General features: G+C 65.4%; 12 protein-coding genes. 3 read left to right on the top strand and 9 right to left on the bottom strand.

What is annotated here, in order from left to right; translation table 11 throughout:
- Nucleotides 1–14 precede the first annotated feature (14 nt).
- Together ccmB and ccmA are read right to left on the bottom strand one after the other, a co-directional pair.
- Nucleotides 15–683, bottom strand: coding sequence for a heme exporter protein CcmB (ccmB, locus tag N7650_RS07870; protein ID WP_009399927.1), 669 nt, complete (start codon nt 681–683; stop codon nt 15–17).
- On the bottom strand, nt 680–1,312 hold the full coding sequence (gene ccmA, locus N7650_RS07865; RefSeq protein WP_279897729.1) for a cytochrome c biogenesis heme-transporting ATPase CcmA: 633 nt from the start codon (nt 1,310–1,312) through the stop codon (nt 680–682). Before ccmA ends, ccmB begins: the two co-directional genes overlap by 4 nt.
- Before the next feature lie 188 nt (nt 1,313–1,500).
- Here ccmA and N7650_RS07860 point away from each other — a divergent pair, with 188 nt between their 5' ends.
- From N7650_RS07860 to N7650_RS07850, 3 genes are all read left to right on the top strand, one after another.
- On the top strand, nt 1,501–3,069 hold the full coding sequence (locus N7650_RS07860; RefSeq protein ID WP_279897728.1) for a flagellar hook-length control protein FliK: 1,569 nt from the start codon (nt 1,501–1,503) through the stop codon (nt 3,067–3,069).
- Entirely contained in the window at nt 3,066–3,401 is a 336-nt protein-coding gene (locus tag N7650_RS07855; RefSeq protein WP_279897727.1) for an EscU/YscU/HrcU family type III secretion system export apparatus switch protein, read from the top strand. The genes N7650_RS07860 and N7650_RS07855 overlap by 4 nt, the downstream gene beginning before the upstream one ends.
- A 94-nt stretch (nt 3,402–3,495) precedes the next feature.
- A complete protein-coding gene (locus N7650_RS07850) occupies nt 3,496–6,195 on the top strand; it encodes a DUF6543 domain-containing protein (protein ID WP_279897726.1) in 2,700 nt (899 codons plus the stop codon).
- A 134-nt stretch (nt 6,196–6,329) separates the two neighbouring features.
- On the opposite strand, the gene N7650_RS07845 is transcribed toward N7650_RS07850, so the two are convergent.
- The 7 genes from N7650_RS07845 to N7650_RS07815 all read right to left on the bottom strand — a co-directional run bounded on the left by N7650_RS07845 (nt 6,330) and on the right by N7650_RS07815 (nt 11,738).
- Nucleotides 6,330–6,722: a DUF2802 domain-containing protein gene (locus tag N7650_RS07845; RefSeq protein WP_064302540.1), complete on the bottom strand. Its 393-nt coding sequence runs from the start codon at nt 6,720–6,722 to the stop codon at nt 6,330–6,332.
- 1 nt (nt 6,723) lies between these two features.
- The gene (locus N7650_RS07840) at nt 6,724–7,203 is read right to left on the bottom strand and encodes a chemotaxis protein CheW (protein ID WP_009399945.1); all 480 of its coding nucleotides are present in this window, start codon (nt 7,201–7,203) and stop codon (nt 6,724–6,726) included.
- Between the two features lie 65 nt (nt 7,204–7,268).
- Nucleotides 7,269–8,147, bottom strand: a complete 879-nt coding sequence (locus N7650_RS07835) for a CheW domain-containing protein (protein ID WP_279897725.1) — start codon at nt 8,145–8,147, stop codon at nt 7,269–7,271.
- Complete coding sequence (locus N7650_RS07830) at nt 8,147–8,938, bottom strand: ParA family protein (RefSeq protein ID WP_009399949.1); 792 nt, start codon at nt 8,936–8,938, stop codon at nt 8,147–8,149. Before N7650_RS07830 ends, N7650_RS07835 begins: the two co-directional genes overlap by 1 nt.
- A gap of 42 nt (nt 8,939–8,980) precedes the next feature.
- A complete protein-coding gene (gene motD / locus N7650_RS07825) occupies nt 8,981–9,871 on the bottom strand; it encodes a flagellar motor protein MotD (protein ID WP_279897723.1) in 891 nt (296 codons plus the stop codon).
- A 2-nt stretch (nt 9,872–9,873) separates the two neighbouring features.
- Nucleotides 9,874–10,614 carry a flagellar motor protein gene (locus tag N7650_RS07820; RefSeq protein ID WP_009399953.1) on the bottom strand — a complete coding sequence of 247 codons (741 nt, stop codon included), beginning with the start codon at nt 10,612–10,614 and terminating at the stop codon, nt 9,874–9,876.
- Complete coding sequence (locus tag N7650_RS07815) at nt 10,614–11,738, bottom strand: chemotaxis response regulator protein-glutamate methylesterase (RefSeq protein WP_279897722.1); 1,125 nt, start codon at nt 11,736–11,738, stop codon at nt 10,614–10,616. Before N7650_RS07815 ends, N7650_RS07820 begins: the two co-directional genes overlap by 1 nt.
- Nucleotides 11,739–11,781: the final 43 nt, after the last annotated feature.

Below are 11,781 nucleotides of genomic sequence, written 5' to 3'. Positions count from 1 at the left end.
TGGCCCAGACCTCGTTATTCGCCGACGCTGATCTTCAGGCCGGCGGCTATCGCGAAAGGTGCAAGGGTGACTGCCAGGGCGGCCAGACTGCCGAGCCAGAGCAGGTATCCGGTTGCGGGCATAGCTTGCACTGCTGCTTGTAAGGCGCCACTGCCCAGGATCAATACCGGGATATATAACGGCAGAATCAGCAGCGCCAGAAGCAGACCACCACGTTTCAAACCAACGGTGAGCGCCGCTCCGACGGCACCCAGCAGGCTCAGCACCGGGGTACCGAGCAAGAGCGATGCCAGCAGGACCGGCAGGCATTCCACTGGCAATCCGAGCATCACCGCCAGCAGCGGCGACAACAATACCAGCGCCAGCCCGGAAAAAATCCAGTGTGCCAGCACCTTGGCCAGCACCAGAAGCGGCAGCGGGTGCGGCGAAAGGACCCACTGTTCCAGGGATCCATCCTCGAAATCGCTGCGAAACAGCCCGTCCAGCGAGAGCAGGACCGACAAAAGCGCGGCCACCCAGACTAACCCTGGAGACAATATTTGCAACAATTGTGTCTCAGGACCGACCGCAAGTGGGAACAATGCGATGACGATCGCGAAGAACACCAGCGGATTGGCCAGTTCTGCCGGACGTCGGCAGAGCAGACGCGCCTCACGGCGCAACAACAGGACAAATACACTCATGCGGCCCACTGCCCCAGGTTGATATCGCGATAACCGGAGGGCGTGCGCTCCAGCGTGTGGTGGGTGGTCAGCACGACCATGCCGCCCTGCTCGCAATGCCGGGCCAGGTGCGCTTCGAGCTGGGCAACCCCCTGCTTGTCGAGGGCGGTGAAGGGTTCGTCGAGGATCCACAGCGGCGGGCTGTTCAGGTACAGCCGGGCCAGGGCCACGCGGCGCTGCTGGCCGGCCGACAGGGTATGGCAGGGCACGTCCTCGAAACCGCGCAGGCCGACGGCTTCCAGCGCGCGCCAGATCGCCTCGCGGGAGGCCGGACGGTGCAGGGCGCAGAGCCAGGTGAGGTTTTCCTCGGGGGTGAGCAGGTCCTTGATCCCGGCGGCGTGGCCGATCCACACCAGGCTGCGGGCCAGTTCGGCGCCCTGCTCCGCCAGCGGCTGGCCGTTGAGCAGGATCTGGCCCTGGGTCGGCTGCATCAGCCCGGCCAGCAGGCGCAGCAGGCTGGTCTTGCCGCTGCCGTTGGGACCGCTGATCTGCAGCATGTCGCCGGCTGTCACCTGCAGTTCCAGGTGTTCGAAGAGCATTCGCCAGTCGCGCTCGCAGGCCAGGCCCACGGCTTGGAGATGAGGAGTCACGGATTCGCCTTATTGGTTCGGGGACTGTCTCAAGTCGGTTCGACCCTGGCCGTTATAGAGACAACGAAAACCTGGCCGACCGGTCTGGTCGCGAGCGCCCGGATCCTGCGCTCGCGGGAGAAATCGGGCGGCATTATACATGTCATGTCCTACTGTAAAGAGGGCTATTTGAACAGGTCGCGAGAGCAATGACGGGCGAAATCAACAGCCTTGGCCCGCAGGCAGCGGGCAATCCGCAGGTCCGTGCCGCCGCCCTGAGCGGCGAGATGGTCAAGTTGCTGGATGCGCAGCCGGACCTGCTGGAAAAAGGCGAGACGGCCAAGGGCGAAGTGGTCTCCCTGCGCCAGGTCGGCGAGGAGTTCCAGATGCTCCTGCGCCTGCTGCGCGCCGGCGGCCAGCAGACCCTGGTGCAGACCAGCGCCAGCCAACCCCTGCCCCTGGGCACCCAGGTCACGGTCACCCAGCCCACTGCCGCCCAGTTGAATCTCGCCGTACAGCAGGCGGCCGCCAACAACGTCACCACCCTGACCAGCCTCGATACCCGGCAATTGCCGGTGGGCACCCTGCTGCAGGGCAAGGTACTGACGACCCAGTTGCAGGCGCAGGCCGGCAACCTGCCGCCGGTGTACCGGTCGCTGGTGACCTTGCTCAATACCCTGCAGGCCGGCGCGACCCTGAGCATCGAATCGCCACGCCCGCTGCCGCTGGGCAGCCTGCTCAGTGCCAGGGTACTGGCCGACCAGCAGATCCGCTTCGTTCCACTCAGCGGCCGTCAGGACCAGATGGCCATCGCCCAGAATCTCAGCGCCCAGCAGAACCGCCAGGCCTCCCTGCAAAACCTGCTCGGAGCGATGCAGCGCATCGCCAGCGACGACGGCCAGCCAGCGGAAATACGCGCCAGCATCGACAAGCTGCTGGCGAGCCTGCCGGATATCCGCCAGTTCGGCGACGCGCGCCAGGTTGCCCAGGCCCTGGGCAACAGTGGCACCTTCCTCGAAGCGCGCCTGCTCAATGGTGCAACCAGCGAGCTGGCGCCGGACATCAAGGCCCAGGTGGTGCGCCTGATCGCCCAGTTGCTGCCCAATGTGCCCGGTGGCACCCCGCTTTCCCCGACGCTGCAGGCCAGCCTGGCCCAGGCCCTGCCGGGGATGGTCCGCAGCTATCTCGGGGCCCTGGGCCAGGTTGCGCCCAGGCCGCATCCAACGGGCTTCCCCCTGCCCACCCGCCTGTTGCAGAACCTGGAGCAGGAAGGTGACCTGCAACACTTGCTGCGCCTGGCGGCGGCAGCGATATCCCGGTTGCAGAGCCATCAACTGGCCAGTCTCGAGCAGACCGGCAACACCCCCGACGGCAACCTGCAAACCACCTGGCAACTGGAAATCCCCCTGCGCACCGGGCCGGAGTTCATGCCGGTGCAGGTCAAGGTGCAGCGCGAGGAAACCCCGGAACAGCAGGCCGACCCGGAACGCGAGCGGCGCGACCCGCTGGAAATGCTCTGGCGCGTGGACCTGGCCTTCGACCTGCATCCGCTGGGGCCGTTGCAGGTGCAGGCGCAGATCGTCCGCGGCAGCCTGTCCAGCCAGCTTTGGGCGCAGCGCCCGGAAACTGCCGAGCTGATCGGTCGCGAGCTCGACGACTTGCGCGCCCGCCTGGTCGCCCGCGGGGTGAACGTCGGCGAGTTGCATTGCCACCAGGGCGTACCACCGCAAGGGCCGAGAACCCATGTTGAACAACGCTGGGTGGATGAAAACGCATGAGCAAACGACCACCGCGCCAGGCCATCGCCCTCAGCTACGACGGCGCCCAGGCCCCGACCCTCACCGCCAAGGGCGACGACGAACTGGCCGAAGCCATCCTCGCCCTCGCCCGCGAGCATGAAGTGCCGATCTACGAGAATGCCGAGCTGGTGCGGCTGCTGGCCCGCATGGAATTGGGGGACAGCATTCCCGAGGCGCTGTACCTGACGATTGCCGAGATCATCGCCTTTGCCTGGCAACTGAAAGGCAAGATGCCGGTGGGGTTTCAGGATGAGCCGCTTGGGGAGCGAGATATCACGCCAGAACCGAAAAGCTTGCCCAGGCCGGAATGACGAGGCACGAAAGAGCGACAAATAACTAACACTATTAGCAACTTGCAAAAATCTACCTTGGGCTCCTCAACCGCCAACACAAAGGTAGATCCCCATGCGCCACCCGCAGATCAACCGCCAGGGCCAGCTGTTCGCCCGCGAGCACTTCACCCACTTCCCGCGCCCCGACCGGGCTGCCGCTGATGCCCTCAAGCAATGGGCAGCCGAGCGCGGCCTTGATATCGACCCCGAACGGCTCGACCTGGTCACCCTGCACTGCCAATGGTCGTCCAGCCATGGCTGGCAAGGCGTGGTGGTGCAGAAGCTGAGCCTGATCGAAGCCATGCTCGGCAACTGGCAGGGCGAGTCAGCCAACGACTGGCTTGGCAGCTTGATCCACCAGCCCTGGGCCGGGCAGTTGCCCGGGCAGATCACCCTGATCGAGGCCCTGCGCCCTGCAGCCTACCTGGTGTACAACGGCCTGTTCCGCCGCAGCGAACCACAGCAATACGGCCTGCAAACCCGTGTCGAGGTTTCCATCGAAGCCTTGCAGGGCTTTATCTGGAACCTGGATTTCCACCACACCTACCGCACGCAGCTCGAACGCTATTGGGTGTCCTCTCGGGCCGGCCATCGCAGCCTCGCCAGGATGGCGTTCATTAGCGCCTGCAACCAGCAGGTGATCGAGGGCTCGCTGGACGAGCCGGCCCGACGCCTGGCCTGGCAGGCGGCCGGCCTGCTACCCCGCCAACCCGGTTTCCAGGCACGACCGTTGAACATCTACGGCTATACCGCGACAGACCTGATCTGCATGCGAGACGGCCAGTCGCCCTGGGTCGTGCTCTACGTTCCAGGCAATGCCTCACCCTTGCACGGCTTCGCCGACGAGGGCCGGATGAAGGACTGGCTTGCGCAGCAATGTCGCTCGGCGCCGATCCGCGACAGCCTGGCCCGGCATTTCGCCCTTGCCGACCTGCCCGACGGCCTCGACTTCAGCGGTCTGCGCACCGCCCTGGAAGGCCTTGCGGCCTATCCCGCGATCCACCGCCTGCCGCCCAACCGTCCGGGCTTCACCACCGGCGGGCGCTGGGACCCTGCCGAGTACATCAACTACCGCCCCGACCGCTACAGCCCGCCGCTCGGCGACGACCTGTTCGAGGCCCTGACCGAACGCCAACGCCTGCGCACCCTCGCCGACGCGGACACGCTCATCACCACGCAGGACGATGTGCGCAAGACGCAATGGCGCGACTACCTGGTCTGCGCCACCAACATACTGGCACCGCTGGTGCTCGTCGTACCGGAACTGGGCCTGCTCGTTGCCTCCACCAGCCTGGCGCAGTTCGGCCTGGCCCTGGATCGTGTGGTGAAAGGCAAGACCCTCGACGAGCAGGCCGACAGCGTCGGAGTCGCTACCTACGGCTTGCTCAATGCCCAGCCACTGCTGGTCGATGGCGCGAGCCGGGCTACGGCCCTGTTCCGCCTGCATGCACCGGAGTTCGTGGTGCCCGGGCGCTTCAACGGGCGCCTGGGCTATCGCCTGAGCCCGCTGGAGCCGCCACGGCTGCCGGACGACCCGGTGCTGGACTATTTCCATGTCCCGAAAGACATCGCCCCGCTCGATGACGGCCATGTCGCCACTGCCGCCGCGGTGATCCGCACTCCGCGCTACGATGGCAACCCGGATCTGCTACGGGCCAGCGTCGACGGCTACCTCACCGATGTGGTCTACGACCTGGAGAGCGATGCGTTCTTCCGCGCCAGCGACCTCAATGAAATCGAGCCGCAGGCCTATGTCGCCCGCCAGGGCAGCCGCGCGCTGGTTCGCGCACCGGAGGGACGGCTGATCGACCATTCGACGCGTACGTCCAGCCTGCGCGCATTGGGCGTCGACCTGCCGCTACCGGTGGAGATTCCCACGCCATTACCCCAGGCCAGCCTGCGCGAAATCCCGAAGCATGCCATGAGCGTCTGGCTCGGCCACAAGACCCTCAGCGAAGAACTGCTGGCCAATATCGCCAACAATGCCGAGCGCCTGGACGAGGCCGGCTACACCTACCGCTTCTACCTGTCGCGCACCTGGCCGGAGGCATTCGAGCAGAACCTGCGCCTGCTCAAGCAACGCGCGCCGACGCTGACCGTGCTGCCGCTGGAAGACCAGGCCGTCTATGAGTCCTTCACCCGCACCGAGGTCTACGATCAGTACCAGGCGGCAGTCGATGGCAATGGTGGCCGCGCGCGAAACTACTCGGCGGCCTCGGATGTGCTGCGCTACCACTTGCTCTATCACGAGGGCGGCCTGTACATGGACGTGGATGACACCTTGCTCAAGGCGACTGCGCACAACCCAGCGCTGCGCGAGCTGCCGCTGAAGACCAGCGCCGACGGGCTGCTCCTGCACCCACCGGTTTCCAACGAGCTGTTGGGGATGAACGTGGAATTCAACGGCAGCATGATCGGCAGTCACCCGGGCAATCCGGTATTGCTGGAGATCAGCAAGGAACTGCGTCAGCGCTACCTGGCCAATCCGGATTTCTTCAACAGCCGGCCGGACCGCGCCCTAGACCCGAAGGCCTTCCAGGCCTACAGCGCGACCCTGAACCGCCTGTGCGGGCCCGGCATGCTGACCGACGTAGCCACACGCCACCTGCCGGCCTTGCGCACGCTGCGGGAGATCAACAACTTCATGGTAATGCCCAACTTCAATGCCACGCCGTTCATCGATCTAGCGGCGTATGAAGCAGCAGTGCGCGAGTACCTGCCGCTGAGCCGCATTGCGCGGATCGGCAGTGCCAATAGTTGGGTGAGCACCTGAGGCTTTGCGTGATGCTTTCGGGCCTCATCGCTGGCAAGTCGGAGCGCCGAACCGCAGCTCCCACAGGTTCAACGGTGCACGCAATCCCTGTGGGAGCTTGCCAGCGATGAGGCCCTAGAAGAGGGCTACAAGACTCAGTTCTTGTGCAACTTCCTCATCAACTCCGCCTCTGCCTGGGTCAGGCCGCAGGTCTGGGTCAGTTCATCGACGCTGGCGCCCATCCCCACCAGCCGCGCCGCCTGGGCGAACGACAGGCTGTTGGGGTCGCGCTGCTCGAGTTGCAGCAGTTTCTCCGGCAGCGGCGATACCGTCGCGCGCAGCTCGTGCAGGGCATCGCCCATCGACACCGATAGGTTCTGGTAATCGTCCAGGCGCTTGTTCAGGTCCTTGATGCGCTGGTCGCGCAGCGCATCACCCTGGGCCTGTTGCGCGACGATCTCGCGCTGGCGCTTGCTGTAGTTGACGAACAGCCAGGCACTGGCGGCCCAGAGCACCGCCAGGAATACGACCGCTACCTCCAGGATCAACTCAGATGTTCTCCAGCTCGGACCATTCTTCCTCGGTCATCATCTTGTCCAGTTCGACCAGGATCAGCAGTTCGCCGTTCTTGTTGCACACGCCCTGGATGAACTTGGCCGACTCCTCGTTGCCGACGTTCGGCGCGGTCTCGACCTCGGACTGGCGCAGGTAGACCACTTCGGCCACGCTATCGACCAGGATGCCCACCACCTGCTTGTCCGCCTCGATGATGACGATGCGGGTGTTGTCGGTGATATCGCTCGGCACCAGGCCGAAACGCTGGCGGGTGTCGATCACCGTGACCACATTGCCACGCAGGTTGATGATGCCCAGCACATAGCTCGGCGCGCCCGGGACCGGAGCGATCTCGGTGTAGCGCAGCACTTCCTGGACCTGCATCACGTTGATGCCGTAGGACTCGTTGTCCAGGCGGAAGGTAACCCACTGCAGGATCGGATCTTCGGAACCTTGTCCAGACGTCTTTTTCATTCCCCTAACCCTCAAGAACCGCCGTTGGCGGAGTGCTCAGTGCGACCGCGCCGATGCGCGACCGATCATTTGTTTCCCAACTGCATGTTGCGGACCGCGCCGCTGGCGATCAGCTCGGCCAGCTCGGCGACATCCAGCAATGCACACATGTGTTCGATGACGGTGCCCGCCAGCCATGGCCGCAGGCCACGCTGGGAGCGCCACTTGATCTCGCTCGGGTCCAGGCGCAACGAGCGGCTGACCTGGTGCACCGCCAGCCCCCATTCGTAGCCCTGGACCGAAATCACGTATTGCAGGCCGTCGCGCAGATCGTCGCGGTAGCGCTCGGGCATGACCCAGCGCGCCGTATCCAGCACCTTCAGGTTGCCGGCCTGGCTCGGCAGGATCCCGAGGAACCATTCCGGCTGGCCGAACAGCGGCGTCAGTTCCTGGCCGGCCAGGGGGTAGATCGAACCCAGGCAGACCAGCGGCACCGCCAGGGTCAGCCCGGCGACGTCGAACAGCAGGCATTCGAATGGCTCGGCGGCCCACTGCGGACGGCCATCGATGGTTTTCGGCGGCGGTGGCGGTGCTGGCAGGTGTACTTCTACCAGCGGTTCGACCGGCTGCGCCGTCTCGACCCTGGCCTCGACCTTCTGCACCAGCGGCTCGGCCAGGATCACGGGCGCCACAGGAACAGGAACGACAGCAACGGCAGGAACCGCGACGGCTTCGCGGCGGGCATCACGGGCCTGCTCTTCCAGTACCGCAGCCTGGAACTCATCCAGGACTTCACTGCTGGCAGGCGCCTCGACCGGCGCGGGCACGACCGGAGCCATGACCACCGGGGCCGGTGCAGCCACCGTCTCCACGACAATGTCTTCGGTGGCCTCCTGCAACAGTCCGTCGAGATAGGACTGCAGGGCCAGTTGCGGCTTGGTCGTCAGGGGTTGCGGACGATTCATCAAGCCACCTGCGCCACGGCTTTCTGCTGGGTCAGCAGGTGCTTGAGCAAGGCCCGGTAGGCCACCACGCCACGGCTCTTGGCATCGTATTGCGACGGGGTGACGCCGGCCCGGCTGGCATCGCGCAGGCGGGTATCGACCGGGATATAGCCCTGCCAGATGTTTTCCGGGTAAGCGTCGCGCAGCACCTTGAGGGTGCCCATGGACGCCTGGGTGCGGCGATCGAACAGGGTCGGCACGATGTGGTACGGCAGCGCCTGGCGGCGCGATCGGTTGACCATGGCCAGGGTGCTGACCATGCGCTCCAGGCCCTTGACCGCCAGGTATTCGGTCTGCACCGGGATCACCAGCTGCTGGCTGGCAGCCAGGGCGTTGACCATGAGCACGCCGAGCAGCGGCGGGCTGTCGATGATGGCGTAGTCGAAGTCCTGCCAGAGCTGCGCCAGACTCTTGGCGATCACCAGGCCCAGGCCGTTCTGCCCGGGGGACTGGCGCTCGAGTACGGCCAGCGCGGTGCTGGAGGGCAGCAGGGAAATCTTTTCATTGCTGGTGGGCAACAGCAGCTGGCCCGGCAGGCCGTCAGGCACCGTACCCTTGTGCTGGAACAGGTCGAAGCTGCTGTGTTCCAGGGTGTCGGGGTTATGGCCGAAATAGCTGGTCATCGACCCGTGGGGGTCGAGATCGACGACGACCACACGCCGGCCGGCGTCGGCCAGCAGGCCCGCCAGGGCGATGGAGGTGGTGGTCTTGCCGACCCCACCTTTTTGATTGGCTACTGCCCAGACTCTCATGCGCTGCTTCCTCCCGGTCAGACCGTGGCCAGCCGGGATCGATTAAAAGGTCGACGACGACGGGGTTTTGACGCTGTTGTTACCCGACGTCGGTGATACCGCTGGCGGTGCAGTTTGTGTGCCAGCACGCCTCAGTGCCGCATCCGGCTGCGCGTTGGCAGTGCCGGTTCCGGTCAGGCTGCGGCGCACGTCCAGGTTGCGCGAAATCACCAGGACGACCCGGCGGTTCTTCGCCCGGCCATCGGCGGTGGTGTTGCTGGCGATCGGCTGGAACTCGCCGTAGCCCACCGACGCCAGGCGTGCCGGGTTCACCCCTTCCATGGCCAGCAGGCGGACAATGCTCGCCGCCCGCGCCGAAGACAGCTCCCAGTTGGTCGGGTACTGCGCCGTGCGGATTGGCTGGTCGTCGGTGAAGCCCTCGACATGCACCGGATTGGCGAAGGGCTTGATGATGTTCGCCACCTTGTCGATCAGGTTGAACGCGATATCGCTGGGCATCGCGTCGCCGCTGCCGAACAGCAGCGAGGAATTGAGCTCGATCTCGATCCACAGCTCGTTGCCGCGCACCGTCATCTGGTCGCTCTTGATCAGATCGCCGAAGGCTTCCATCACCTGGTCGGTGATGGTCTTGAGCGGATCGGCGCTGGACTGGGCCAGGCCGGCGTCGGTCTGCTCGCTGTCCTGCACCAGCGGCTGCGCCGGGCGGGTGCTGAGCGGGCGCTCCTCGCCGATGGGGATCGGCCGGGTGCTGCGCTCGGACTCGCTGAACACGCCGATCAGGGCCTGGGACATGATCTTGTACTTGCCCTCGTTGATCGAGGAAATCGAGTACATCACCACGAAAAAGGCGAACAGCAGGGTGATGAAGTCCGCGTAGGACACCAGCCAGCGTTCGTGATTCTCGTGTTCCTCGACCTTGCGACGACGGGCCATGCCTACTCCATGAAGCCTTGCAGCTTCAGTTCGATCGAGCGCGGGTTCTCGCCTTCGGCGATGGACAGCAGCCCTTCCAGGAGCATTTCCCGGTAGCGCGACTGGCGCATCACTTGTGCCTTGAGCTTGTTGGCCACCGGCAGCAGGATCAGGTTGGCACTGGCCACGCCGTAGATGGTGGCGACGAACGCCACGGCAATGCCGTTACCCAGTTGCGACGGATCGGCCAGGTTGCCCATCACGTGGATCAGGCCCATCACCGCACCGATGATGCCGATGGTCGGCGCGTAGCCGCCCATGCTTTCAAAGACCTTGGCGGCCTGGATATCCCGGGCTTCCTGGGTCAGGAAATCGACCTCGAGGATGCTGCGGATGGCTTCCGGCTCGGAGCCGTCCACCAGCAGCTGCAGGCCCTTGCGCGCGTACGGATCGGGTTCGGCATCGGCCACGCCCTCCAGGCCCAGCAGGCCTTCCTTGCGCGCGGTAAGGCTCCAGTTGACCACCCGGTCGATGCCGCCGGCCAGATCGACCCGCGGCGGGAACAGGATCCAGCCGAAGATCTGCAGGGCGCGCTTGAACGAACTCAGCGGCGATTGCAGCAATGCCGCCGCCAGGGTGCCACCGAGCACGATCAGGGCCGCCGGGCCGTTGATCAGCGCGCCGACGTGACCACCTTCGATCAGGTTGCCGCCGATGATCGCGACGAACGCGAGGATGATGCCGAGCAGGCTGAGGACATCCATCAGACGCAAGCCTCGACCAGGTGGCGGCCAATGTCATCGAGCCCGTAGACCGCGTCGGCCAGGTTGGCCTTGACGATCGCCATGGGCATGCCATAGATCACGCAGCTCGCTTCATCCTGCGCCCAGACCTGGCTGCCGCCCTGTTTGAGCAGGCGCGCGCCTTCACGACCATCGGCGCCCATGCCGGTGAGCACCACTGCCAGCACCTTGTCGCCGAAGGACTTGGCCGCCGAACCGAAGGTGATGTCCACGCAGGGCTTGTAGTTGAGACGCTCGTCACCCGGCAGGATCTTCACCATGCCGCGGGCATCGACCATCATCTGCTTGCCGCCCGGGGCCAGCAGGGCCAGGCCGGGGCGCAGCATGTCGCCGTCCTCGGCTTCCTTGACGCTGATCTTGCACAGCTTGTCGAGGCGCTCGGCAAACGCCTTGGTGAACGCCGCCGGCATGTGCTGGATCAGCACGATGGGCGCCGGGAAGCCGGCCGGCAACTGGGTCAGGACCCGCTGCAGGGCCACCGGACCACCGGTGGAGGTACCGATGGCGAGCAGTTTGTAGGCCTTGCGCTTGGGCGCAGGCGAGTGGCTTGCAGCTGGCGCAGGTGCCGCAGCGGTGGTGCGCCCGGGCAGCGAGGATGGCGCGCGGGCCGTGCCGAGTGACGCAACCGGGCTCGACGAGGTACTGCTCACCGCAGGCAACGGGCTGGAGTAGCTGCTGAAGCGCCGGTTGCTGCGGGAGATGGTATGGACCTTCTCGCACAGCAGTTGCTTGACCTTGTCCGGGTTGCGCGAGATGTCCTCGAAGTTCTTCGGCAGGTAGTCCACCGCGCCGGCATCCAGGGCGTCCAGGGTGACACGGGCGCCTTCGTGGGTGAGCGAGGAGAACATCAGCACCGGCGTCGGGCAGCGCTGCATGATGTGGCGGACTGCGGTGATGCCGTCCATGGTCGGCATCTCGTAGTCCATGGTGATGACATCGGGCTTGAGCGCCAGGGCCTGGTCGATCGCTTCCTTGCCGTTGGTGGCGGTACCGACCACCTGGATGGTCGGGTCCGCCGAGAGAATTTCCGAGACACGGCGGCGGAAGAAACCGGAATCATCCACCACCAGGACCTTGACTGACATAAACACTCCATTAGACGGCGCAACCGCGAGGCCGCGCCGTCGG

The organism is Pseudomonas sp. GD04058, assembly GCF_029836855.1.
GTDB lineage: Bacteria > Pseudomonadota > Gammaproteobacteria > Pseudomonadales > Pseudomonadaceae > Aquipseudomonas > Aquipseudomonas bharatica.
Note: the sequence above shows the minus strand (reverse complement) of the source record. Positions and strands in the feature narration are given on the sequence as shown.

Excerpts from the sequence above, each read along its gene's own strand:
- ccmB (WP_009399927.1), bottom strand. The coding sequence starts at position 683 with ATGAGTGTATTTGTCCTGTTGTTGCGCCGTGAGGCGCGTCTGCTCTGC.
- N7650_RS07860 (WP_279897728.1), top strand. The coding sequence starts at position 1,501 with ATGACGGGCGAAATCAACAGCCTTGGCCCGCAGGCAGCGGGCAATCCG.
- N7650_RS07855 (WP_279897727.1), top strand. The coding sequence starts at position 3,066 with ATGAGCAAACGACCACCGCGCCAGGCCATCGCCCTCAGCTACGACGGC.
- N7650_RS07850 (WP_279897726.1), top strand. The coding sequence starts at position 3,496 with ATGCGCCACCCGCAGATCAACCGCCAGGGCCAGCTGTTCGCCCGCGAG.
- N7650_RS07840 (WP_009399945.1), bottom strand. The coding sequence starts at position 7,203 with ATGAAAAAGACGTCTGGACAAGGTTCCGAAGATCCGATCCTGCAGTGG.
- N7650_RS07835 (WP_279897725.1), bottom strand. The coding sequence starts at position 8,147 with ATGAATCGTCCGCAACCCCTGACGACCAAGCCGCAACTGGCCCTGCAG.
- N7650_RS07830 (WP_009399949.1), bottom strand. The coding sequence starts at position 8,938 with ATGAGAGTCTGGGCAGTAGCCAATCAAAAAGGTGGGGTCGGCAAGACC.
- motD (WP_279897723.1), bottom strand. The coding sequence starts at position 9,871 with ATGGCCCGTCGTCGCAAGGTCGAGGAACACGAGAATCACGAACGCTGG.
- N7650_RS07820 (WP_009399953.1), bottom strand. The coding sequence starts at position 10,614 with ATGGATGTCCTCAGCCTGCTCGGCATCATCCTCGCGTTCGTCGCGATC.
- N7650_RS07815 (WP_279897722.1), bottom strand. The coding sequence starts at position 11,738 with ATGTCAGTCAAGGTCCTGGTGGTGGATGATTCCGGTTTCTTCCGCCGC.